Annotated in this window: 21 protein-coding genes; 9 read left to right on the top strand and 12 right to left on the bottom strand. The window is 73.1% G+C overall.

Annotation, left to right across the window (positions count from 1 at the left end; translation table 11 throughout):
* Positions 1-24 precede the first annotated feature (24 nt).
* Positions 25-273 carry a WhiB family transcriptional regulator gene (locus MTO99_RS01750; RefSeq protein ID WP_055859573.1) on the top strand — a complete coding sequence of 83 codons (249 nt, stop codon included), beginning with the start codon at positions 25-27 and terminating at the stop codon, positions 271-273.
* Positions 274-321: 48 nt separating this feature from the next.
* Here the strand turns inward: MTO99_RS01750 and MTO99_RS01745 are convergent, their stop codons facing one another.
* The 3 genes from MTO99_RS01745 to MTO99_RS01735 form a co-directional block, all read right to left on the bottom strand.
* Positions 322-1,830 (bottom strand): sensor histidine kinase, encoded by a 1,509-nt coding sequence (locus MTO99_RS01745; protein WP_243556438.1) that lies wholly within the window; start codon positions 1,828-1,830, stop codon positions 322-324.
* A gap of 66 nt (positions 1,831-1,896) precedes the next feature.
* Positions 1,897-3,156 carry a CpaE/TadZ family protein gene (locus MTO99_RS01740; protein ID WP_243556436.1) on the bottom strand — a complete coding sequence of 420 codons (1,260 nt, stop codon included), beginning with the start codon at positions 3,154-3,156 and terminating at the stop codon, positions 1,897-1,899.
* On the bottom strand, positions 3,156-3,791 hold the full coding sequence (locus MTO99_RS01735) for a hypothetical protein (RefSeq protein ID WP_243556434.1): 636 nt from the start codon (positions 3,789-3,791) through the stop codon (positions 3,156-3,158). The genes MTO99_RS01740 and MTO99_RS01735 overlap by 1 nt, the downstream gene beginning before the upstream one ends.
* Positions 3,792-3,930: 139 nt before the next feature.
* On the opposite strand from MTO99_RS01735, the gene MTO99_RS01730 reads away from it, so the two are divergent.
* Positions 3,931-4,233, top strand: coding sequence for a helix-turn-helix domain-containing protein (locus MTO99_RS01730; protein WP_243556432.1), 303 nt, complete (start codon positions 3,931-3,933; stop codon positions 4,231-4,233).
* Positions 4,234-4,251: 18 nt separating this feature from the next.
* On the opposite strand, the gene MTO99_RS01725 is transcribed toward MTO99_RS01730, so the two are convergent.
* Complete coding sequence (locus MTO99_RS01725; RefSeq protein ID WP_243556430.1) at positions 4,252-4,839, bottom strand: hypothetical protein; 588 nt, start codon at positions 4,837-4,839, stop codon at positions 4,252-4,254.
* Between the two features lie 163 nt (positions 4,840-5,002).
* On the opposite strand from MTO99_RS01725, the gene MTO99_RS01720 reads away from it, so the two are divergent.
* Positions 5,003-5,452 carry an Rv3235 family protein gene (locus MTO99_RS01720; protein ID WP_243556428.1) on the top strand — a complete coding sequence of 150 codons (450 nt, stop codon included), beginning with the start codon at positions 5,003-5,005 and terminating at the stop codon, positions 5,450-5,452.
* A 303-nt stretch (positions 5,453-5,755) separates the two neighbouring features.
* Here the strand turns inward: MTO99_RS01720 and secA are convergent, their stop codons facing one another.
* The 6 genes from secA to mtrA form a co-directional block, all read right to left on the bottom strand.
* A complete protein-coding gene (gene secA / locus MTO99_RS01715; protein ID WP_243556426.1) occupies positions 5,756-8,554 on the bottom strand; it encodes a preprotein translocase subunit SecA in 2,799 nt (932 codons plus the stop codon).
* 168 nt (positions 8,555-8,722) lie between these two features.
* Positions 8,723-9,418 (bottom strand): ribosome hibernation-promoting factor, HPF/YfiA family, encoded by a 696-nt coding sequence (gene hpf, locus MTO99_RS01710; RefSeq protein WP_243556424.1) that lies wholly within the window; start codon positions 9,416-9,418, stop codon positions 8,723-8,725.
* A gap of 91 nt (positions 9,419-9,509) precedes the next feature.
* A complete protein-coding gene (locus MTO99_RS01705) occupies positions 9,510-10,271 on the bottom strand; it encodes a ComF family protein (protein WP_243556422.1) in 762 nt (253 codons plus the stop codon).
* 91 nt (positions 10,272-10,362) lie between these two features.
* A complete protein-coding gene (locus tag MTO99_RS01700) occupies positions 10,363-12,051 on the bottom strand; it encodes an LpqB family beta-propeller domain-containing protein (RefSeq protein ID WP_243556420.1) in 1,689 nt (562 codons plus the stop codon).
* Positions 12,044-13,801 carry an MtrAB system histidine kinase MtrB gene (gene mtrB, locus MTO99_RS01695; protein WP_243556418.1) on the bottom strand — a complete coding sequence of 586 codons (1,758 nt, stop codon included), beginning with the start codon at positions 13,799-13,801 and terminating at the stop codon, positions 12,044-12,046. The genes MTO99_RS01700 and mtrB overlap by 8 nt, the downstream gene beginning before the upstream one ends.
* A 6-nt stretch (positions 13,802-13,807) precedes the next feature.
* Positions 13,808-14,488 carry an MtrAB system response regulator MtrA gene (mtrA, locus tag MTO99_RS01690; protein WP_243556416.1) on the bottom strand — a complete coding sequence of 227 codons (681 nt, stop codon included), beginning with the start codon at positions 14,486-14,488 and terminating at the stop codon, positions 13,808-13,810.
* A 161-nt stretch (positions 14,489-14,649) separates the two neighbouring features.
* Between mtrA and MTO99_RS01685 the strand changes: the two genes are divergently transcribed.
* The 5 genes from MTO99_RS01685 to MTO99_RS01665 are packed head-to-tail and all read left to right on the top strand — an operon-like array spanning position 14,650 to position 20,279.
* Positions 14,650-15,897, top strand: a complete 1,248-nt coding sequence (locus tag MTO99_RS01685; protein WP_243556414.1) for a hypothetical protein — start codon at positions 14,650-14,652, stop codon at positions 15,895-15,897.
* Positions 15,898-15,904: 7 nt separating this feature from the next.
* Entirely contained in the window at positions 15,905-16,594 is a 690-nt protein-coding gene (locus tag MTO99_RS01680) for a DUF4129 domain-containing protein (RefSeq protein WP_243556412.1), read from the top strand.
* The gene (locus tag MTO99_RS01675; protein ID WP_243556410.1) at positions 16,591-17,919 is read left to right on the top strand and encodes a DUF4350 domain-containing protein; all 1,329 of its coding nucleotides are present in this window, start codon (positions 16,591-16,593) and stop codon (positions 17,917-17,919) included. Before MTO99_RS01680 ends, MTO99_RS01675 begins: the two co-directional genes overlap by 4 nt.
* Positions 17,916-18,887: an AAA family ATPase gene (locus MTO99_RS01670; protein ID WP_243556408.1), complete on the top strand. Its 972-nt coding sequence runs from the start codon at positions 17,916-17,918 to the stop codon at positions 18,885-18,887. Before MTO99_RS01675 ends, MTO99_RS01670 begins: the two co-directional genes overlap by 4 nt.
* Positions 18,888-20,279, top strand: a complete 1,392-nt coding sequence (locus MTO99_RS01665; protein ID WP_243556407.1) for a DUF58 domain-containing protein — start codon at positions 18,888-18,890, stop codon at positions 20,277-20,279.
* 100 nt (positions 20,280-20,379) lie between these two features.
* On the opposite strand, the gene MTO99_RS01660 is transcribed toward MTO99_RS01665, so the two are convergent.
* On the bottom strand, positions 20,380-21,375 hold the full coding sequence (locus tag MTO99_RS01660; RefSeq protein ID WP_243556405.1) for a stage II sporulation protein M: 996 nt from the start codon (positions 21,373-21,375) through the stop codon (positions 20,380-20,382).
* A 19-nt stretch (positions 21,376-21,394) separates the two neighbouring features.
* Between MTO99_RS01660 and MTO99_RS01655 the strand changes: the two genes are divergently transcribed.
* The gene (locus tag MTO99_RS01655) at positions 21,395-22,237 is read left to right on the top strand and encodes an RDD family protein (protein WP_243556403.1); all 843 of its coding nucleotides are present in this window, start codon (positions 21,395-21,397) and stop codon (positions 22,235-22,237) included.
* A 105-nt stretch (positions 22,238-22,342) separates the two neighbouring features.
* On the opposite strand, the gene ahcY is transcribed toward MTO99_RS01655, so the two are convergent.
* Positions 22,343-23,818 carry an adenosylhomocysteinase gene (gene ahcY / locus MTO99_RS01650; RefSeq protein WP_243556402.1) on the bottom strand — a complete coding sequence of 492 codons (1,476 nt, stop codon included), beginning with the start codon at positions 23,816-23,818 and terminating at the stop codon, positions 22,343-22,345.
* Between the last annotated feature and the right edge of the window lie 20 nt (positions 23,819-23,838).

The following is a 23,838-nucleotide window of genomic DNA, read 5'->3' as shown; positions in this document are numbered from 1 at the left end:
GAAGAACCCACAAGGAGCATCTCCATGGATTGGCGCGACAAAGCCGCCTGCCTCACGGCCGACCCCGAGCTCTTCTTCCCGGTCGGCAACACCGGCCCGGCGGTCGACCAGATCGAGAAGGCCAAGGCGGTCTGCGCGCGCTGCACCGTGACCGAGATCTGCCTCCAGTACGCCCTCGAGACCGGTCAGGACTCGGGCGTGTGGGGCGGCCTCAGCGAAGACGAGCGCCGCGCCCTGAAGCGCCGCGCGGCACGCGCCCGTCGCGCGGGCTGATCCCCGTTCGCGCCGAACCCGCGCCGACGACATCGGCGCGGGCTCAGGTCAGCGTGCCACGGTCGCCTTGCCGGCGATCCAGTGCAGCGGCACCTCGATCGTGACCTCGGTGCCGCGACCGACGATCGTGTGCCAGTCGATCGTGCCGCCCAGTTCGCCCTGGATCAGGGTGCGGACGATCTGCGTGCCGAGCCCTTCGCCGACCTTGCCCTCGGGCAGGCCCGACCCGGTGTCGCGCACCTGCACGGTGAGCGTCAGATCGCTGCGGTCGGCGATCACCTCGACGTCGCCCTCCTGACCCGCGAGGCCGTGCTCGACCGCGTTCGTCACGAGCTCGGTCAGCGCCAGCGCCAGCGGCGTCGCGTAGGCGCTCGGCAGCACGCCGAACGTGCCCGACTTCTTCGGGTGCGCGGTCGTGTTGTGCGCTGCGGCGACCTCGGCGACCAGCAGCAGCGCCCGGTCGAACACCTCGTCGAAGTCGACGTTCTGGCTGAGCCCCTCGCTCAGCGTGTCGTGCACGACCGCGATCGCGCCGACGCGGCGCATCGCCTGGGTGAGGGCCTCGCGCGCTTCGTCCGAGTGCGTGCGCCGCGCCTGGATGCGCAGCAGCGACGCCACGGTCTGCAGGTTGTTCTTCACGCGATGATGGATCTCGCGGATCGTGGCATCCTTCGTGATCAGTTCCTGCTCCTGGTGGCGCAGTTCCGTCACATCGCGGGTGAGGACGATCGCGCCGATCCGCTCGCCCCGGTGCCGGATCGGAATGGCACGGATCGCGACCGTGACCCCGCGCGACTCGATCTCGGTGCGCCACGGCGCCCGGCCGGTGACGACCAGCGGCAGCGATTCGTCGACGACGAGCTTGCCGGTCAGCAGCCGGGTGGTGACCTCGGCCAGCGACTCGCCTTCGAGCTCGTCGTCGAATCCCATGCGGTTGAACGCGCTCAGCGCGTTCGGGCTCGCGAAGGTGGTCACGCCGTCGGCATCGAGCCGGATCAGCCCGTCGGATGCGCGCGGCGCGCCTCGGCGCGGGCCGGTCGGCGCCCCGAGGTCGGGGAAATCGCCCGAACCGATCATCTGGAACAGATCGTCGGCGCAGTCGTTGAACGTGAGCTCCTGCCGGCTCGGCGTGCGCGTGGTGCTGAGGTTGGTGTGCCGCGTGATGACCGCGATCGGTTCGGGTGCCAGTTCGGTGCCGGCCGGTGAGAGGCGGCGCATGACCGGGATGGCCCGCACCCGGGTCGGCATCTCCTCGTACCAGTCGGGCGAGGACGAATCGACGATGCGCCCCGACCGGAACGTGCCGGTGACCAGGTCGCGCCACTGCGGCTTGATGGCCTGGCCGACGAAGTCGCGGTAGAACAGCGTGGCCGCGCTCGAGGGTCGCGAATGCGCCACTGCGACGAAATCGTCGTCGCCGGACGGAACCCACAGCACGATGTCGGCGAAGGCGAGGTCGGCGAGGAGTTGGAGGTCGCCGACGAGCATGTGCAGCCAGTCGACGTCGGCCTGACTGCTGCGGCCCTGGGCGAGGACGAGTTCACTGAGGGTCGACACGTTCCCAGCGTAGTGCCCGGCTCCGGCGGGGTGCCGGGCGCGCTGTCCGGGCTGGGGCCCTCGGGCTCACGCGGGCGGTGCGACCGGTGCCGGGCGACCGAGCCCGGGAAGCGCGCGACGGCGTCGCGGCGCGCGCTCGACCGGCGGGGCGAACGCGGCATCCGCGTACGCCCGGAGTGCCGAGCGCAGCGGCGACCGCGGTGCGGCCACGCGCAGCGGGGCGCCCATGAGCACCGCGGCGTCGCACGCGCGCGCGTCGTTCGGCAGCAGCACGGGGCGATCGATGCCGCCGAACCGGCGCAACGTCTGGCGCACCTGCATCGACGCGTCGACGCCGAGCACGCTCGCGCGCACCCGGTTGACCACGACGTCGACGCGTTCGGCCTCGACCGCCTCGAGCAGTTCGGCGTGACCGCGCAGCAGCCGGGACAGCCCGATGGGATCGGCGAGGCCGACCGCGAGCACGCGGTCCGCGGCGGCGAGTGCGGCGAACGTCGCGCCGTTCCGGCGCGGCGCGAACGGGTCTCCGGTCACCGATTCGTCGGTTTCGAGGCTGAACCCCGTGTCGACGACCACGACGTCGGCGATCGTGCGGATCGCGTCGAGCGCCGTGGCGACGCGGTCTTCGGCCAGCTCGGGCCAGCGCCCGGGCCCGACCAGGCCGGTGAACACGTCGAACGCCACGCGGGATGCGGTCGATCGCTGGGCGATGCGCACGAGTTCGGCACGGTCGAGCGCGCCCGATGCCGCGAGCCGGCACGCCGACGCGAAGCCGGGCGCCTCGTCGAGTAGCCCGAGCACGGGTGCGACGGTGCCCCCGTACGGATCGGCGTCCACGAGCGCGACGCGCAGACCGGTCGCGGCGAGCTCGGCCGCGAGGTTCACCGCGATCGTCGTGCGCCCGGGGGCGCCCGCCGGACCCCACACCGCGACCACGCGGGAGCCCGACCGGGCGGGCGGCAGCGGACCGGCAGCCCTGGATGCCACAGGCACGCCGCCGCTCACGAGCCGTTCGATCTCGGCCCACGACGCCGACGAGTCGACGATCTCGTGCAGTCCGAGCTGCGCGGCCATCGCCCGCTCGCGGTCGTCGCGGGCGACGGCGATCAGCCGCACGGCGCGCTCGTCGCACGCCGTCAGCAGTTCGGCGCTCAGCGTGTCGCGCCCGGCCCCGACGAGGACGACGTCGATGGACGCGCCGTCGAGGCCCGCCGCGACTTCGCGCCAGTCTGCGGCACGGGCGACGAGATCGTGCCCGTGTTCGACGAGATCGGCGAGCAGACGATCTTCGGTAGCGGGGTCGAGCGCGACGATGAGCCGGGCCATCAGTGCGCACCGCCCTCGCGTGCGGCGACGAGATCGATGGCATCGCCGGCGGCGAGGGCCTGCAGCACGGCGGCGATTCGGTCGCGGGGAACGAGCAACTCGACCTGGGCGCCGCTCTCGGTGATCATGCCGTCGGTGTCGATGAGCGCGGCCACCTCGGCGCCTGGGACGAGCACGGCCGGGGTATCGAAGGTGCCGTGTTCCAGCGCTGCGGAGCTCCACACGTCGACTCGTGCTCCGGCGGCGACCCCCTCGGGCAGCAGCCCGCGGGTGACGACGACCACGCTCGCCACGTCGGCGTCGGCCCGATCGCCGACGGCCGAGACGGGCACGAGTTCCCCCGCCCCGATCGTGCGGAGGACCACGAGCCCGCCGTCGGGCAGGTCGTCGGCGGCGAGATAGCGACCGGTGTCGGCCGGCGCGCCGAGTCGCACCGACCGCACCTCGAGGTCGTCGGCGGTGAGTTCGGTGCCGGGCGTCACGGTCTCGCGCACGGCGTACACCTCGGTGGAGGCGTCGAGTCCCGAGACGAGGGCCCACACCCCGAGCACCGAGCCCGCGACGACGACCATGCCGATCAGCAGCCGGGGGTCGAGCCGGACGGCTCCGCGATCGTGATCGGGGCGGCGTGGCATGGGGCACCTCTTTCTCTGACGACGCGTCGGTCGCGGCCTGCGCGACCGCGTCGCATCCATCGTGTCCCGAACCCGAGAGGCCGCCGTGAACTTATCCACACGCTGCCCGTCGCGCGCCGGGCGGCCCGATAATCGAGGAATGACCAGACGTCGCACCAGTGAGGTCGGCAGATTCATGTCGGTGGCCGATGCCGCCGAGCTCCTCGCCGTCGACGTCGCCACCGTCGACGAGCTGATCCGCACCGGCGAACTGCCTGCGATCCGGGTCGGCGAGTCGGGTCCGTGGCGCATCGAGGTCGCCCAGCTCCAGCTCTGGGTCGACGATCGGTACGAAGACACGCGTCGCTACTCGAGTTGGCATCAGGGCGAGTTCTCGAACGTGTTCGAGCTCTCGACCGCGGGCCGCGGCGGCCGGGTTCGTCCCGTCGACGGCGACCTGTAGGCGGCTGCTCGCTCGCCGCTACTCGAAGCCGACGAGCACGATCCGGTCGAACGACACGATGCGGTAGCCCCGGACCTCGCGTTCGCGGCGGGGTACGCCGGCGTCGTGCTCGGCGAGGTCGAGATGGTCGCGTGCGACCCGGTCGATGGTGCCGTGGTACCGGCCCTCGACGGTCGTGACGGCCACGGCGGTGCGCCGACGGGACAGATCGCGGAGCACGAACGCGAGGCCGATGCGCTCCTGCAGGGCGTTCGCGCGGGGCGGCGCCGGCACCAGCCCGGCCCGCACCTGCTCGCGGGTCGGCAGCACCGCCGCCACCGCGGCGAGCGGGACCACGCAGCGACGCGGGCCGAGCTCGGCGCCGACGGGGTCGCCGCTCAGCCAGTCGCGGCCGAACCCGGTCGGTCGGATGCTCCGACGCTCGCCGTCGGCGAGTTCCAGTCGGAGCGGAGCATCCGACTCCGCCGCCATCGCGACGAGCCGCTCGCGCAGGGACAGCCGGGCGAGCCGGAGCCGTTCCTCCTCGATCGCGAGGGCGCGCTCCTCGTCGCGCTGCTCCTGGTCGAGCTGCGACTCGAGGTCGTCGAACAGCAGGTCCCAGCGCATGCTGCGACGCTACCCGCGGGCGCGCGGGGAGGAACCGAGTTCTCCACAATCCGACACAATGCTTGACACCGGAAACGGACGCGACATACCGTTCCCATCACGACCCATCCCCCGGATGAGGGACAGGCCGCCGCCCCCGCTGCCCCGCCCTACAGGAGCGCCCATGCCCGCACTCAGCGCCGACGCCTCCGCGCGCGCGTCCACGTCCCGTGCGTACGGGCCGGCCCTCGACGATGACGAGCTGTTCGGGCGACAGCGCTCGTCCCGCGCCGAGCTGCCCGATCCCGCCCCGATGCTCCGCTCGCTCGCCCACTGCGTGATCGAGATCTTCGCCGGGGCACGCGACCTCGAGCAGATCGCCCGATGGGTGACCGACGACGTCTACCGCAACCTGTCCAAGCGGGTGGTGCTGTCGGCGCGAGCGCGCCGCGCGAAAGGCCTCAGCCCCCAGCGCCCCGTGTTCGGCGTCGGCAACGTGCACGTGTGCGAGCCGATCGACGGGGTCGTCGAGGCCGTCGTGCTGGTGCACCAGCGTCATCGCGTGCGCGCCGTGGCGATCCGACTCGAAGGGTTCGATGCTCGCTGGCGCGCGAGCGCCATCGGCGTGCTCTGAGCGCGGCCCGCGCGCCCACGCTCGCACAACCCCACCCGGCACGCCCCGTTCCAGGTCGATCCCCGCGATCGAGTTCGCCCGGGCGCGTCCTCGCTCACCCGAACCGACCTCGCGGCAAGCACGCCTCGCCGCGAGCACGCCTCGCGGCAAGCACACCTCGCCGCAAGCACGCCTCGCCGCAAGCACGCCTCGCCGCAAGCACGCCTCGCCGCAGGCGGCACGGACGCGGATGCCCCGCCCGATCGAACCGATCGGGCGGGGCATCCGCACACCGTCATCGCGACGGGCGACCCGACTCAGTACTCAGTTGCCGCGGCGCTCCTGGGCGCGCCGCTGGGCGCGGTTCTGCGGCTCCTGGCCGGCGGCGTCGCCCGAGGCGGGCTGGCCGAACGCCCCACGGGCCGGGGGCTGCTGCGGCTGCTGGGGCGCCTGCTGGGCCGCGACGGCGCGACGGGCGCGCTGGGTCGCCGCCTGCTGCACCTGACCGCGCTGGTTGCGCACCTCGACGCCGCCCGAGTCGCTCGGCGCCGAGTAGCTGAGCTTCTCAGCGGGAGCTTGCGGCCGGCTGAGCCCCTTCGCCTCGATGGTCGGTGCGGCCCCCTGCTGGGCGACCTCCACCTCGAGGTTGAAGAGGAATCCGACCGTCTCCTCGCGGATCGCACCCATCATCTGCTGGAACATGGCGAAGCCCTCGCGCTGGTACTCGACCAGCGGGTCGCGCTGGGCCATGGCGCGCAGGCCGATGCCGTCCTTCAGATAGTCCATCTCGTAGAGGTGGTCGCGCCAGCGGCGGTCGATCACCGACAGCACGACGCGGCGCTCGAGCTCGCGCATCGCGGGCGAACCGAGCTGCTCTTCGCGGCGCTGGTACGCGAGCCTCGCGTCGGACAGGATCTCGCGGCGGATGAAGTCGCGGTTGACGCGGCCCTTCTCGCCCGCCTCGGCGACGACCTCGTCGATCGTGATGTTGATCGGGTAGAGCGTCTTCAGCTCGGTCCAGAGGGCGTCGAAGTCCCACTCGTCGGGGTTGCCCTCGGCGGTGTGCTGGTCGAGCACCTCGTCGATGACGTCCTCGAGGAACCGCTGGGTGCGCTCGTGCAGGTCGTCGCCCTCGAGGATGTGCCGGCGGTCGGAGTAGATCGCCTCGCGCTGGCGGTTGAGGACGTCGTCGTACTTCAGCACGTTCTTGCGGATCTCGGCGTTGCGCGCCTCGACCTGCGACTGCGCCGAGCGGATGGCCCGGGTGACGACCTTCGACTCGATCGCCACGTCGTCGGGCACGCCGCGGGCCATCAGGCTCTCGGCGGCGCCCGCGTTGAACAGGCGCATCAGGTCGTCGGTCAGCGACAGGTAGAACCGGCTCTCGCCGGGGTCGCCCTGACGCCCCGACCGGCCGCGCAGCTGGTTGTCGATGCGGCGCGACTCGTGCCGCTCGGTGCCGAGCACGTACAGCCCGCCGGCGGCGAGCACCTTCTGCGCTTCGACGTCGACCTCGGCCTTGACCGCCTCGAACACGGTGTCCCACTCGGCCTCGTACTCGTCGGGCGTCTCGGCGGGCGACAGGCCCTTCTCGTGCATCTTCTGCACGGCGATGAACTCGGCGTTGCCGCCGAGCATGATGTCGGTGCCGCGGCCGGCCATGTTGGTGGCGACGGTGACGGCGCCGAGCCGGCCGGCCTGCGCGACGATCGCGGCCTCACGGGCGTGGTTCTTCGCGTTCAGCACCTCGTGCCGCACGCCCTTCTTGGCGAGCAGGCGCGAGAGGTACTCGCTCTTCTCGACGCTCGTCGTGCCGACCAGCACCGGCTGGCCCTTCTTGTGGCGCTCGACGATGTCTTCGACGACCTGGGCGAACTTCGACTCCTCGTTCTTGTACACGAGGTCGGGCTGGTCGATGCGCACCATCGGCTTGTTCGTGGGGATCGGCACCACGCCGAGCTTGTACGTCGACATGAACTCGGCTGCCTCGGTCTCGGCGGTGCCGGTCATGCCGGACAGCTTCTCGTAGAGGCGGAAGTAGTTCTGCAGCGTGACGGTGGCGAGGGTCTGGTTCTCGGCCTTGACCTGCACCCCCTCCTTCGCCTCGATGGCCTGGTGGATGCCCTCGTTGTACCGGCGGCCGACCAGGATGCGGCCGGTGTGCTCGTCGACGATGAGCACCTCGCCGTTCATCACGACGTAGTCCTTGTCGCGCTTGAACAGCGCCTTCGCCTTGATCGAGTTGTTCAGGAACGAGATGAGCGGGGTGTTGGCCGACTCGTACAGGTTGTCGATGCCGAGGTAGTCTTCGACCTTCTCGATGCCCGGCTCGAGCACGCCGACCGTGCGCTTCTTCTCGTCGACCTCGTAGTCCTCGCCGGGGACGAGCCGCTCGGCGAGCCGCGCGAACTCGTTGAACCAGCGGTTCGCCTCACCCGACGCCGGACCCGAGATGATGAGCGGCGTGCGCGCCTCGTCGATGAGGATCGAGTCGACCTCGTCGACGATCGCGAAGTAGTGGCCGCGCTGCACCATGTCGCTGGCCTGCCACGCCATGTTGTCGCGCAGGTAGTCGAAGCCGAACTCGTTGTTCGTGCCGTAGGTGATGTCGGCGGCGTACTGCTCGCGGCGCTGGGCCGGGTTCTGCCCGGCGACGATGCATCCGGTGGTCATGCCGAGCGCGCGGAACACGCGACCCATGAGCTCGGACTGGTACGACGCGAGGAAGTCGTTCACGGTGACCACGTGCACGCCGCGGCTGGTGAGCGCGTTCAGGTACGCGGCCGTGGTCGCGACGAGCGTCTTGCCCTCACCGGTCTTCATCTCGGCGATGTTGCCGAGGTGCAGGGCGGCACCGCCCATGAGCTGCACGTCGAAGTGGCGCAGACCCAGCGTGCGACGCGAGGCCTCGCGCACCGCGGCGAACGCCTCGGGCAGCAGGTCGTCGAGCGACTCGCCGTTCGCGTACCGCTCGCGCAGCTCGACCGTCTCGTGCTTCAGCTCCTCGTCGGTGAGGGAGATGAAGTCGTCTTCGAGGGCGTTGATCGCCTTCGCGTAGTTCTCGAGCCGCTTCAGGGTTCGGCCCTCGCCGACGCGAAGGACCTTTTCCAGAATCGAAGCCACGAATGCTCTCCTGTCATCGTCGGGCGCTCGGCCCTCGGGTGGGCCGGGCACGCCGGAAGGCGCCTGTGCAGAGGCACATCGTACCCATGCTAGTCGCGTGCAGGCTGAGCGGCTGCGCCGGAGCCGGCTCCGGTCGGGGGTCGAGGCCCGCCCGACCGGAGCCGGGGCTCAGGCCGTCACGCGCTGCGGCTCGCGCGCATCGGCGTCCCCGGATGCCTCGGCGCGCTCGTCGAGCCCGATGAGCCCGTAGTCCCAGCCCTTGCGCCGGTAGACGACGCTCGGGCGCCCGGTCTCGGCGTCGACGAACAGGTAGAAGTCGTGGCCGACCAGCTCCATGAAGTAGAGCGCGTCATCGACCGTCATCGGTCCGGAAGCGAACACCTTGCGTCGGATGACCACCGGGCAGTACACGTCGTCGTCTTCGGCGGGAGCCTCGTCCACGACCGGGATGGCCCCGGTGCGCACGCGCTCGAGCACCTCGACGTCGGCGGCCTGCATGCCCACGCCGCTGAAGCCGTCGTCCGCGGCCTCGCGCAGCGAGGTGGGTCGGCGCTGCCCGCGGTGCACCTTGCGGCGGTCCTTCGCGCGGCGGATGCGCTCGAGCAGCCGCCCCAGGGCGACGTCGAACGCCGCGTACTTGTCGGTGCCGTCGGCTTCGGCGCGGACCACCGGCCCGCGGCCGACGAGGGTGAGCTCGACGCGGTCGGACCCGGGGTTGCCGTTCTTCTCGTTGTGGCGCGTCAGCTTGACGTCCAGCGAGATCGCGCGCTCGGCCAAGTGGGAGACCTTTTCGGCCTTCTCGGTGACGTAGGCACGGAATCGATCGGTGACCCCCAGGTTTCGTCCGACGATGTTCAGTTCCATTTCGGCCTCCATCTCCCGGCGTGTCACCCGGTTCTGAAGGGGTGGTTCGACCACGCCTGTCCTGACACGGTACGCCCGCGGCCTGTGGATGTCACGAGAATGTCACGACGCGTCCTGCGACGGGCTCGGGCTCGGGCCGCGGCACGGCCGGGTTGCGCCGCGGCGTCTCGGCGATCACCGCCGCGCCGACGACCTCGCCGCCGGCGGCGATCAGGGCCCTGGATGCCTCGGCGAGCGTCGATCCGGTGGTGCAGACGTCGTCGACCAGGATGAACCGGCGCCCGTGCAGCGGCCGCCCCGCCGCGAGCGAACCGGCGGCGTTGCGGCGACGCGAGGCGAGGTCGAGTCCGGCCTGATCGGCATGGTCGCGCACGAGCCCGAGGACGCGTGCGGGACGCAGCCCCGCAGTGCGCAGCAGCCGGTCGACCGGCACGAACCCTCGCGCCCGTCGCGCCGCAGCGGTCGACGGCACGGTGCAGAGTTCGACTCCGTCGACGTCGAGCTCGGCGAGCGCGGCACCGATCGCGGCGACCAGCGCCGCGGCGAGCGGAAGCGCGGCATCGGTGCGCCCGCCGTCCTTGTAGGCGGTGATCACCCGGGCGACGGTTCCGCCGTACTCGAGCGCGGCCCAGCCCGCCACACCCTCCCGGCTCAACCGGCGGGGTGCGGGCCGCAGCGGCGCGAGGCATCCGTCGCAGACCGAGCGATCGGGCGCGCCGCAGCCGGCGCACGAAACCGGCAGCACCACGGCGAGCGCATCGCGCACCGCACCGCGGACGGCATCGCGCACCGGGGTCGCCGCGGCGCGCCCGCGCGCGGCGGAGGCTGCGGCGGTCGGCGCGGGTCGGGGCATCCGCCCATGTTCGTCGATCGCGACGATCCGCCGGGCGCGGCCGCCCGCACCGGTGCGGCCCCGGTGACGGACGAGCGCCGGGGAGGAGTACTCAGTCGGGCTGCTGCGCGGCGAGGAACCGCAGGCCGCTCGCCTGCACCTGCCAGCCGACCCCGCTGCGGCCCGAGAGCTCGCCCGCGGCGGTGAGCACCCGCACCTCGCGTTCGGCGTTGCCGCCGACCAGCGTGCGCCCGTCCGCGGGGCCCGGGTCGGAGCTCGCCGGGGCGCCCAGCACTTGCGTGGTGAGTCTCGTTCCCGCGTCCGTCGAGCTCAGCACCGCCACGGTGCGGTCGTCGAGCCAGGCGGCGTCGAGCGGTGTGCCCGTCACATCGGCGAGCTGGAGCACCTCGGGTCCGACGGCGACCGGGATGCCGTCCTCGTTGCGCTCGACCGCGGCCGCGACGAGACGGGCGCGCACTCCGTCGGCGATGAGCGCGATCACGCGGGTGCCGTCGCGCGAGACCTGCAGCGCGATGAGCCGCCCGCCGGCCCAGGGCACCGCCACCTGGACCGGCTCCGCGGCGGCGCCGGCCGGACCGTACACGACGACCTGGTCGGGCGTGGCGGCCGGGGTCGACCACACCACGCCGAGCGAGTCCAGGACGGGGGTGACCAGCCCGTCGCGCGGGTCGAGCTGCTCGGGCTCGCCGTCGGCCGAGACGCGCCAGACGCCGTCGGCGGTCAGCACCGCCGCCGTCTCGTCGCCGGGACCGACCGCCGCCGCCAGCGGAGCGCGTGCCGCGACCTGCTCGCTGAGTCCCGCGATCGGCACCACGCCGTCGTCGCCGACATGGCCGAACCGCTCGCCGTCGAAGGCGACCGGCTGGGAGCCCACCCGGGGGTTGACCGTCGGAGTGGACGCCGACTCGGGGACATCCTGGACCGCGCCGTTCAACGAGAGGCGCACCCGCTGCACGCTGCGCACCGACTCGAGGCTCAGACTGAGCTGGGCTTCCATCCGCTGGATGCTCCGGGTGTCGTCGGCGACGGCGTCGACGTCGACGGAGGCCACGCCCGCGACGATCGGCACCGTGTCGGCCTCGAGTCGCGACCCCTCGGGGAACGCCGACTCCACGCCGGGCGCGAGCCAGTCGGCCGGGCCGTCGAGCAGGGCGCGCACGATGCTGGTCTGCACCGCGTCGCGGCCCGCGAACCAGCGCACGTCGGGCACCGCGTAGCGGAACCCGGGATCGAAGAAGTAGAGCGTGTGCGTGCGGTAGACCCGCGCGAAGTCGAACGCGTCGATGAGCAGGCCGAGCGGTGCCGCGCTGATGCGCCACTCCCCCTCGACCTGGGTGAAGGTGTACGTCAGCGGGATCGGGGCGCTGGAGGCCGCCGGCTCGTACTGGCCGTTCGGCAGCAGCGAGGCGGTCGGGATCGCCTGCACGACCATCTGGTCCTCGCCGGTCTGCTGGTACGTGCGGTCGACGGCCTCGTCGACGGTGGCGCCGGCACCCGCGTCCCACTCGTCGGCGAAGCCGGGCGCGAGGAACTGGCGCGCGACGTAGTAGTTGTTGCGCGGGTCGGTCGCCGCGTCGATGAACCCCCGCAGGATCTGCTCCTGGTCGGCCCCGGCCCGCGGCATCGACGCGACCCGATCGAGGTCGAGGGCATCTGCCGAGGTCTGGCTGCCCCCGGCGTGCACGCCGCCGCTCGACGGGATGCTCGCGCAGCCCACGAGGGCTGCCACCACGGCGAGGGCGACGGATGCCGCCGCGAAGCGCCTCCGCGTCCTACGCATCCCGGACCCCCGCTCGATCGTCGCCGGGACGGCCGCGTGCGGCATCGCCGACACCCCGCCAGGCCGGCGGCACGGCCTCGACCCCGAACGCGCCGGTGTCACCCGGTCGCGCGAGATCGGGCGGGGCCGGTTCGGGACCCGTGGCATCGGGGTCGTCGGGCTCGAGCGGGAGCGGCGGCTCGATCACCTCACGGCCGCGCGTGCGCGGCACGACCAGGCGGAACACGGTGCCGCGCCCCGGCTTCGACCACACGTCCAGCGTGCCGCCGTGGGCGGCCGCGTCCTCCAGCGAGATCGCGAGCCCGAGCCCGGTGCCGCCGATCGTGCGCGACCGGCTCGGATCGGCCCGCCAGAACCGGTCGAACACCCGCACCCGCTCCTCCTCGGTCATGCCCATGCCGTAGTCGCGCACGCTGAGGCCCACCGCCTGCTCGTTCGAATCGACCGCGACGACGATCGGCCGGCCCTCACCGTGCTCGATCGCATTGCCGACCAGGTTGCGCACGATGCGCTGGATGCGCCGCGGATCGACCTCGGCGTCGAGGTGGCCGCCGGGGGCGACCAGGCGCAGCTCGCTGCCGTGTTCGCGGGCCAGGTCGTGCATCGACTCCACCGCATCGCCCGCGAGGTGCACCAGGTTGGTCGGCTCGGTCGCCAGCTCGACCGAGCCGGCGTCGTAGCGGCTGATCTCCAGCAGGTCGCCGAGCAGCGCCTCGAACCGCTCGGTCTGGGTGTGCAGCAGTTCGACGGTGCGCGCCGTGGTGGCGTCGAACTCGTCGCGCTGCCCGTGCAGCACGTCGCCCGCGAGCCGGATCGTGGTGAGCGGGGTGCGCAGCTCGTGCGAGACATCCGAGACGAAGCGCTGTTGCATGACGGACAGCTCGGCGAGCTCGCGGATGCGCGCCTGCAGGCTGTCGGCCATGCCGTTGAAGCTGGCCGACAGGGTCGCGAGCTCGTCCTCGCCCTTGGCTGGCATCCGCACCCCGAGATCGCCGGCCGCGAGCCGGCGGCTCGTCGCCGCGACCGTGCGCACCGGTTCGATGACCCACCGCACGACCAGCAGGATGATGGCGCTGAGCAGCAGGATGAGGGCGATCGCCCCGATGAGGCCGGTCACCTGCATGAACGCGAGGGTCGCCTCGGCGTCGGCGAAGTTGTAGCCGATGTAGAGCAGGTAGCGGCCGGCCCCGGGCACCTGGAGGTCGCTGCCGACGACGACGCCGGGGTCGGTGCCCGTCTCGAGCGCGGCCGGCACCCGCGGCAGCGCGACCGACTGCCAGAACTGGGTGCCGGGATTGTCCTGCACGACGTCGCGCAGCTCGGGGGTGATGACGCCGGCGAGCTGCGGCGAGAGCTGATCCTGGGGGGCGAGGGTCGACGGATCCTCATCGGTGTCGCGGAACAGGCCGATCGCGGACGAACCCGACACCGCCTGCACGCTCTTGACCGCCTGATCCATCACGTTCTGCAGCGCGACGCGCTCGGTCGCGTCGGTCGAGCCGACGATCGTCTGCGCCGCGTCGGTCGCCGCGTTCGAGGCGTCGAGCACGCGTTCGAGCTGGTTCGTGAACAGGTTGGATGCCACGTTGAACGTGATGAACAGCCCGATCACGAGGATCGCGAGCGTCGAGAGGCCGATCGTGAGCAGCACCGTGCGGAACTGCAGCGATCGCCGCCACAGCCCGGCGATGCGCCGCGGCACCGCCCGCCAGCCGCCGACGGCGCGCACCGCGGGTGCCGACCCGGTCATGGCGGCCTACGTGGTGGCGCCCGCGCGGTACCCCACACCGCGGACGGTCATGACGATGCGCGGATTGTCGGGGTCGTGCTCGACCTTCGCGCGCAGGCGCTGGACGTGCACGTTGACCAGGCGGGTGTCGGCCTTGTAGTGGTACCCCCACACCTGCTCGAGCAGCATCTCGCGGGTGAACACCTGCTGTGGCTTCGACGCGAGCGTGAGCAGCAGGTCGAACTCGAGCGGAGTGAGCGCGATGCGCTGGTCGCCGCGGCGGACCTCGTGGCCGGCGGCGTCGATGACGAGGTCGCCGACCGCGATCGTCTCGACCGCCGGCTCGGGCGCGGGGCGCAGCCGGGTGCGGATGCGGGCCACCAGCTCCTTCGGGTTGAAGGGCTTCACGATGTAGTCGTCGGCGCCCGACTCGAGGCCGCGCACCACGTCGGCCGTGTCGCTCTTGGCCGTCAGCATGATGATCGGCGTGCCGCTCTCGGCGCGGATACGGGTGCACACCTCGATGCCGTCGACCCCCGGCAGCATGAGGTCCAGCAGCACCAGGTCGGGCTTCGACTCGCGGAACGCCGCGAGCGCGCCGCCGCCGTCGGCGCAGAACACCGGGTCGAAGCCGTCGGCGCGCAGGACGATGCCGATCATCTCGGCGAGGGCCGTGTCGTCGTCGACGACGAGTACGCGTGAGCTCATGCGTCCAGTTCTCCGGTGGGGCGTCGGTGGGTCATAGCGTAGTCGCTCGCCGCCGCGAGATGGCTGAGCGCGCGGCCTCGCGGCCGGGGCGGTGGATGACGCCTCACGGCCGCCGCCGCCTGTGCCACCATTGGGGAACGACCCGGAGGGAGCGCGACGACGTGTCCGATCAGGAATGGCAGGCACCCGGTGGCGGCGCCTGGCCGCCCCAGGTCCCACCCGCGCCCGCCGCGCAGCCGGGGTACCCGCAGCCGGGGTACCCGCAGCCCGGGTACCAGCAGTCGGGGTACAGCCAGCAGCCGGGTCACGACCAGCAACCGGGGTATCCGGCGCCCGGCGCGCCCGCCGGCTGGACGCCGCCGCCGAAGCCCGGGCTGCTGCCGCTGCGCCCGCTGGGCTTCGGCACCCTGCTCTGGGCGCCGTTCCGCACGCTCCGGCGCAATCCCGCGCCGACCTTCGGCACCGGGCTCCTCGTGCAGCTGGCCACGGTGGTGGCCACCGCAGCCGTGGTCGTGCCGTTCATGTTCATCCTGCTCGACCGCACCGGCAGCGCCGCCGGCGAGGACGCCGACACGCTGTTCGCCGGCGCCGTGGGCGGATTCCTGCTGCTCATGCTCGTCCCGATCGCGGTGTCGGTGGTGGCGAGCGCCCTCGTGCAGGGCGTGATGGTCGTCGAGGTCGCCACCGGCACGCTCGGCGAGAAGCTCGGGTTCGGGGCGCTGTGGCGGCGCGCGGCGCGGCGGATCTGGCCGCTCATCGGCTGGACCCTGCTGTTGTCGGCGGCTGTGCTGCTCGCGGTGCTCTCCGTGGTCGTGGTCGTCGTGATCGCGGCGATGCTCGGGCCGGTCGGCCTCGCGGTGGGCGTGGTGTTCGCGATCGTCGCGGGCCTGGGGCTGGTGGCGCTCGGCGCATGGCTCGGCGTGAAGACGTCGCTGGTGCCGAGCATCATCGTGCTCGAAGAGGCCGGCATCCGGCGGGCGGTCGCGCGATCGTGGCGGCTCACCGACGGCTACTTCTGGCGCACCCTCGGCGTCGAGTTGCTGGTCGCGGTCATCCTGAGCACGGCGTCGAACGTCGTGGTCCAGCCGATCTCGTTCCTCGGGGGCATGCTCTCGGTGCTGATCGATCCGACGGGCACCGGCTCGGGCGCCGTCGTGCTCATCGTGCTCACGGTCGTGTCGACGGTGCTGTCGTTGCTGATCGGCGCGATCACGCTCGTCGTGCAGTCCGCGGTCATCGCCGTGATCTACCTCGACCTGCGGATGCGCAAGGAGGGGCTCGACCTCGAGCTCGAGCGCCACGTCGAGCTCCGCGATGCGGGGCATCCGGTCGGCGACCCGTACCTGCCGCGCCCGGTCGCGCCGGTCCCCGCGCCCGCGTCGCCCGGCGCGCCGTACGGCTGGGCCTGACCGCCTCGTGCAGCTCGAGATCCCCGTCGACCCCGACGCGCCCGAGGCGCGGCGGTGGCTGCAGGACGAACTCGCCAAGGCCGAGTACCAGGCTGCGCAGCCGACCTGGTTCGACCGCCTGATGGCGGCGATCCGCGACTGGTTGGCCGGGCTGTTCGACGGCTCGATCGGCGTGCCCGGCGCCGTGGTCGTCGCGATCGTCGTGGTCGCGGTGCTCGCGCTCGTCGTGATCGGCCTGCTCGTGTTCGGGCTTCCGCGCCTGCGCCGTCGGCGTGCCGCACCCGCACCGCTCTTCGACGACGGCGACACCAGAGACCTCGACACCCTGCGCCGCGCCGCCGACGCGGCGGCCGGCCGCCAGGACTGGCCGTCGGCGATCGAAGAGCGGTTCCGCGCGCTGGTGCGCGGCCTGGTCGATCGCGACCTGGTTCGGGTGCATCCGGGCACCACCGCGCACGGCGTGGCGGATGCTGCGAGCCGACGGTTCCCGGCCTACCGCGCCGGACTCGGGGGTGCGGCCGACGAGTTCGACGGCGTCCGCTACCTGGGCCGGCCCGGTGGGCGCGAGGCGTACGAGCGGTTGACCGCCCTCGAGCGGGCACTCGCGTCCGCGGCACCGCACCGGGACGAGCCGCACGGCGCCAGCCCGCACGGCGCCGGCCCGCACGGCGCCGAGATCGCGCAGGGGGTGCGATGAGCCTCGCCGCACCGCCGAAAGCCCGCCCCGACGGCGCAGCCGAGCCGGTCGCCGCCGTCGCCGACACGCCGACCGTGCGGGCGGCGCTGCGACGCGCCCGCACCTGGATCGTGCTCGGCGCCGTGCTCGTCGTCGGTGCGATCGTCGTGCTCGTGGTGCAGGGCGGCCTGCGCGCCCCCGGCCCGGCGCTCGGTGCCGACAACGCCGCGCCCTCGGGCGCCCGGGCGCTCGTGCAGGTGCTGCGCGGCCAGGGCGTCGAGGTGACCGTCGCGCACCGTCTCGACGCGGCCGTCGACGCGGCCGACGGTGCGACCGTGCTGCTCTACGACGAGTTCGGGTTGCTCGACCGGGCGAGCCTGCGCCGTCTCGCCGGCGCGGCCGACGGCCTGGTCATCGCCGCCCCGGGCTTCGCCGCGCTCGAGGCGCTGGCGCCCGGGGTGCGCCTCGCGGGCACAGCGGTCGGCGACCTCGACGAGGCGGACTGCGACCTGCGGGCCGCCGAGCGGGCGGGCGAACTCGGCGCCGGACAGCGGCTCCTCACCGTCGACGACGCCGCGGCCGATGCGGGCTGGGTCGGCTGCTTCCCCGACGACGATCACGGTTTCGCGCTCGTCGTCGGCCCGTCGGTCTCGGGCGGCGAGCTGTCGCTCGTGCCCTCGACGGCGGTGTTCGCGAACGACACCATCGACGAGCGCGGCAACGCGGCGCTCGCGCTGGGCCTGCTCGGCTCCCGCGAGCACCTGGTCTGGTACCTGCCCGGGCCCGCCGACGCCGAGCCGGCCGCGGCGACCGCCGGCGAGCTCACGCCCGGCTGGGTCAGCCCCGTCCTGGTGCTGCTGCTCGTCGTGGGGCTCGCCGCAGCGATCTGGCGCGGTCGCCGGTTCGGTCCGCTCGTGATCGAGGATCTGCCGGTCGAGGTGCCCGCCGGCGAGACCGCCGAGGGGCGCGCACGCCTGTACGCCCGAGGGACCGGTCGCCTGCACGCGCTCGACCAGTTGCGCATCGGATCGGTGGGCCGGCTCACCGCACTGCTGCGCCTGCCGCGATCGGCGCCGCTGTCCGAGGTGATCACCGCGACCGCCGCGGCGACCGGGCGGGCGCCGATCGACGTCGAATCGGTGCTCGTGGCGGCCGTCCCGGCCGGCGACCGAGAGCTCGTCGACCTGGCCGATCGCCTCGCCGCGCTCGAGCAGCAGGTGCGCGACGCGCTCGGCCCCGCAGCATCCGGCCCCGCAGCATCCCGCCCCGCAGCATCCGGCCCCGCGACCACCCGCGACCCCGCGGCATCCGACCCCACCACCGACCCCCGAGGAAGGCGACCATGACCGACCCGAACCCCGCCGACGCCGATCTGCGCGCCGCGCTGAACCGTGTGCGAGCCGAAGTCGGCAAGGCCGTCGTCGGCCAGGACGGCGCGGTGACCGGCCTCATCATCGCGCTGCTCGCGAACGGCCACGTGCTGCTCGAGGGGGTCCCCGGCGTCGCGAAGACGCTGCTCGTGCGCACCCTGAGCCGCACGCTGCACCTCGAGACCCGTCGCCTGCAGTTCACCCCCGACCTGATGCCGGGCGACGTGACGGGCTCGCTCGCGTACGACCCGCGCACGGGCGACTTCACCTTCCGCGAGGGGCCGGTGTTCACGAACATCCTGCTCGCCGACGAGATCAACCGCACGCCGCCGAAGACGCAGTCGGCGCTGCTGGAGGCGATGGAGGAGCGCCAGGTGTCGGCCGACGGCGTCACCCGGCCGCTGCCCGACCCGTTCCTGGTCGCCGCGACGCAGAACCCGATCGAGTACGAGGGCACCTACGCGCTGCCCGAGGCGCAGCTCGACCGGTTCCTCATGAAGCTGGTGCTCGACGTGCCCGAGCGCGACGCGGAGTGGGCGATGCTGCGTCGGCACGCCGACGGGTTCGATCCGCACGACCTCGCCGCCGCCGGCGTCGAAGCCGTGCTCGATGCGGCCGAGCTGGCGGCCGCGCGCGCCGCCGCCGCCCGGGTCGGCGTCTCCGACGACGTGCTCGCGTACGTCGTCGACCTCGCGCGCGCGACCCGCCGCAGCCCGTCGATGCGGCTCGGGGTCAGCCCGCGCGCGGCGACCGGGCTGCTCGCCGCCGCCAAGGCCTGGGCCTGGCTGACCGGATACGACTCGCTCACACCCGACCACGTGCAGGCGATGCTGCTGCCGGTGTGGCGGCACCGGGTGCAGCTGCGCCCCGAAGCCGAGCTCGAGGGGGTCGCGGTCGACCAGGTGCTGCGCGGCATCGTGCAGCAGGTGCAGGTGCCGCTCTAAATGGCCGTCTCGGGTCGGTTCGTGTGGCTCGTCGCGGCGGGCGCGGTCGTCGTGGTGCTCGCCGGGTGGGCGGGCGGGTCGGCGCCGAGCGGCTCCGCGGCGGGCGGGTCGGCGCTGCCCGGCGACGGCGCGGCGGCGGCCTGGCTCGCGCTCTCGGCCTGGCTCCTGCTGGCGGCCGGCATCGGCGCGATCGACCTGTCGCTGGCCGGGTCGCCGCGGCACGTCGCGATCGAGCGCACCCTGCCAGAACGGGTGCGGCTCGACGAGCAGGCGACCTCCGAGCTCGTGGTCGTGAACCTCGGATCGCGACCGCTCCGCGCGGTCGTGCGCGACGGCTGGCAGCCGTCGGCCGGGGTGGTCGGGCCGAATCGCACGCGGGTGCGCATCCCGCCGGGCGAACGACGGCGGATGTCGCAGACGCTGGTGCCGACCCGTCGCGGCGACCGGCGCACCGAGCGGGTCACGATCCGCTCGTGGGGGCCGCTCGGGCTCTGGGCGCGGCAGACGTCGCTCGTGGCCCCCGGGCGGCTGCGGGTGCTGCCGCCGTTCCGGTCGCGCGTGCACCTGCCGTCGCGCCTCACCCGCCTGCGCGAGCTCGACGGGCGCACCCCGCTGCTCATCCGCGGCCAGGGCACCGAGTTCGACTCGATCCGCGAGTACGTGCGCGGTGACGACGTGCGGGCGATCGACTGGCGCGCCACCGCCCGCCGCAGCGACCCCGAGTCGCGCGGCGGCTCGAAGCTCATGGTGCGCACCTGGCGCCCCGAACGCGACCGGCGCATCGTGATCGTCGTCGACACCTCGCGCACCGCGGCCGCCCGCATCGCCGACGAACCCCGCCTCGACACCGCCTTCGAGGCATCCCTGCTGCTGGCCGCGCTCGCGTCGCACGCCGGCGACCGGGTCGACCTCGTCGCGTGGGACCGCCGCGTGCGCGGGCGCGTGCACGGCACGACCGGACCCGAGCTGCTGGCCCGCATGGTCGACGTGATGGCGAACCTCGACGCCGAGCTCATCGAGGCCGACTGGTCGCGAGTTCCCGCGCAGGTGCGCCGGCTCACCAGTCGCCGCGCGCTCGTGGTGATCCTCACCGGCGCCGACTCCCCCGCGAACGCCCGGGGCCTGCTCGCGATGTTGCCGCAGCTCACCTCGCGGCACACGGTCGTCGTGGCATCCGTCGCCGATCCCGACGAGGTGCTCGCGGCCCGCCGCATCGACGATCTCGACGAGGTCTACCGGGCCGCGGCCGCCGAGCGCTCGCTGCTCGACGGCGCGCGGGTCGGAGCGGCCATCCGCCGCCTCGGCGCGGAGACGGTCACCGCCCCGCCGCTCGAGCTGCCGCCCGCCCTGGCCGACCGCTATCTGGAGCTGAAGGCGGCCGGGCGGCTCTGACCCGCCGGGCGACGCCGTGCCGCCGGGCGACGCCGTGCCGCCAGGCGACGCCGTCCCGCCGGGCGACGCCGTGCCGCGGCAGGCCGTCGGCCCGGTCGGCTCAGCCCGCGACGAGGCGACGCGACCCGGCTTCGAACTCGACGAGGTCGCCCGTCTCGCCGGCGCGTGCCGCACGACGGCCGAGCCCGAGCATCGCGAACAGCAACCCGCCGAACGCGAGCACCCCGATGCCGATCTTCACCGGCCACGGCCAGGGCGCGGGCGTGACGAACACCTCGATGATCCCCGAGACGAAGAGGAAGAACACGAGCCCGATCGCGACCGTGAACAGCGACCGCGCGTCCTCGGCGAGCGCTGCTCCGCGCGTGCGCGCGCCCGGGGCCACCCACGCCCAGAAGATGCGCAGCCCGGCCGCCGCGGCGACGAACACGCAGGTGAGCTCGAGCAGGCCGTGCGGGGTGATGTAGAGGAAGAACGTGTCGAGCTCGCCGTAGGCGGCCATGACGGCGGCGTTCAGCCCGAGGTTCATCGCGTTCTGCAGCACGACGACCGGCACCCAGACGCCGAGCACCCCGAACGCCACGCACTGCGCCGCGATCCAGGCGTTGTTCGTCCACACCGCGCCGGCGAACGAGGCCGCCGGGTGCTCGGAGTAGTACGCGACGAAGCCCTCGTCGGCCAGCTGCGCCAGCTCGTCGTCGCTGCCGAGCGTGGCGAGCACGCGCGGGTCTCCGGCCGCCCACCAGGCGAACAGCGCGGCGACCGCGAACGTCACCAGCGCGACCGCGAGGGTGAGCCAGCGCAGCCGGTAGAGCGCGGCGGGCAGGCTCACCAGCCAGAACCGGATGAATCGGCGCAACGGGTTCTCGGGCGCACCGGTGAACCGCAGTCGCGCGCGCGCCAGACGGATCGACAGCCGGTCGCCCAGCGCGGTCGACCCGGCGGTGGTGCGGATCAGCGACAGATCGGATGCCCCGGACTGATACCGCTCGATGAGCTCATCGGCTTCGGCGCCGCCGAGGAACCGGCCGCGGGAGAGCGCGTCGAGCCGCTGCCAGTCGTCGTGGCGCGCGGCGGCGAGGGCGTCGAGGTCCATGTCTGATTGAATACTAGCCATGTCGCAGGCCGCCCCCGCCGACCGCTCCGTGTCCCGGCTCGTCGACGACGGGCTCCTCACCGGCGAGGCCGTCGCGCTCGATGTCCGCCCGGCCAGCGCCGTGATGCGCGGCGGCGGCACCGCGATCGACGTGTTCGCGACCCTCGTCGTGATCGGCGGCGTGCTGTGGCTGGCGTCCTCGTTCTCGCTCGACGAGGCGGCCGTTCGGGCGGTGGCGGTCACCGGGCTCGTCGTCTGCCTCGTGGTCGTGCCGACGGCGGTCGAGACCGCGTCGCGCGGCCGCTCGCTCGGCAAGCTCGTGATGGGTCTGCGGGTCGTGCGCGACGACGGCGGGGCGATCGGGTTCCGGCACGCGTTCATCCGGGCGCTCACCGGTGTGCTCGAGATCTACCTCACCCTCGGCGGGCTCGCCGTGGTCGTCGGGTTCCTGAATCCGTCGTCGAAGCGGCTGGGCGACCTGCTCGCGGGCACGCACGCCCAGGTCGAGCGCGTGCCCCGGTTCGAGCCGCAGTCGTTCGGGGTGCCGACCCAGCTCGCCGGGTGGGCGGTCACGGCCGATGTGGGCCGGCTGCCCGATCCGCTCGAGCGGCGCATCGCCGCCTTCTTCCGCAACGCCCCGCATCTCGAGCCGCCGCGCCGGGCCGCGATCGCCGCGAGCCTCGCCGCCGAGGCCGCGCCGTTCGTCTCGTCGGTCCCCGACGCGCCGGCCGAGCTGTTCATCGCCGCGATCGCCGCGCTCCGCCGCGAGCGCGACCTCACGGCGCTCTCGCTCGAGGACCGGCGCATGGCCGACCTCGCCCCGGTGCTCACCGCGCGGCCGAACGGGTTCCCCGAGCGTTGAACGCCGGCCGCGAGGCATCCGTTTCACCGACGAGCGCGCTCGCAAGCGGCGTCGTCCGACGAGCCGTCGAACTGCGGGTCTTCTACGGACGCGCCGCGCCCGCGATCAGTACCGGTAGTGGTCGACCTTGTACGGGCCCTCGACCGGCACGCCGATGTAGGCCGCCTGCTCGGGGGTGAGCTCGGTGAGCTCGACGCCGAGTGCGTCGAGGTGCAGGCGCGCGACCTTCTCGTCGAGGTGCTTCGGCAGCACGTACACGCCCACCGGGTACTCGGCGGGGCGGGTCCACAGCTCGATCTGGGCGAGCACCTGGTTCGTGAACGAGTTCGACATCACGAACGACGGATGCCCCGTCGCATTGCCGAGGTTCATCAGGCGCCCCTCGCTGAGGACGAGCACGCTGCGCCCGTTCGGCAGCCGCCACTCGTGCACCTGCGGCTTGATCTCGACGCGCTCGGCGCCCGGCAGCGATTCCAGGCCGGCCATGTCGATCTCGTTGTCGAAGTGGCCGACGTTCGCGACGATCGCCAGGTGCTTGAGGCCGAGCAGGTGCTCGACGCGCACCACGTCCTTGTTGCCGGTGCCGGTCACGAGGATGTCGATCTCGCCGATCACCGACTCGAGGCGCGACACCTGGTAGCCGTCCATCGCCGCCTGCAGCGCGCAGATCGGGTCGACCTCGCTCACGATGACGCGCGCGCCCTGGCCGCGCAACGCCTCGGCGGCGCCCTTGCCGACGTCGCCGTAGCCCGCGACGAACGCGACCTTGCCGCCCATGAGCACGTCGGTGGCGCGGTTCAGCCCGTCGGGCAGCGAGTGGCGGATGCCGTACTTGTTGTCGAACTTCGACTTCGTGACCGAGTCGTTGACGTTGATGCCGGGGAACAGCAGCTCGCCCGCCGCGTGCAGCTCGTAGAGGCGGTGCACCCCGGTCGTGGTCTCCTCGGTGACGCCCCGCAGGTCGGCGGCGATGCGGGTCCAGCGGTCGGTGCTGCGCTCGAGCGAGGCGCGCAGGGTGTCGAGGATGACCCGGAACTCGTGGTTCGTGTCGGGCCCCGGCTCGGGCACGGCGCCGGCTGACTCGAACTCGCGGCCCTTGTGCACGAGCAGCGTGGCGTCGCCGCCGTCGTCGAGGATCAGGTTCGGGCCGATCCAGTCGGCGCCCGCCGCCTCGGCCTCGCTGCTCCAGTCGAAGATGCGGTCGGTGCACCACCAGTACTCTTCGAGCGTCTCGCCCTTCCAGGCGAACACGGGCACGCCCCTGGGGTCGTCCACGGTGCCGTCGGGGCCGACGGCGACGGCCGCGGCCGCCTCGTCCTGCGTGGAGAAGATGTTGCAGCTCGCCCAGCGCACCTGCGCGCCGAGGGCCACGAGGGTCTCGATGAGCACCGCCGTCTGCACGGTCATGTGCAGGCTGCCCGCGATGCGGGCGCCGGCGAGCGGCTTGGACTCGCCGAACTCGGCGCGCAGCGCCATGAGGCCGGGCATCTCGTTCTCGGCGAGGCGCAGCTGGTGGCGGCCCGCCGCGGCGAGCGAGAGGTCGGCGACCTTGAACGGCAGGGTGGACGTCGTGAGACTCATGCCGTCCATTCTGGCAGGCC

Source organism: Agromyces larvae (assembly GCF_022811705.1).
GTDB classification, from domain to species: domain Bacteria; phylum Actinomycetota; class Actinomycetes; order Actinomycetales; family Microbacteriaceae; genus Agromyces; species Agromyces larvae.
Note: the sequence above shows the minus strand (reverse complement) of the source record. Positions and strands in the feature narration are given on the sequence as shown.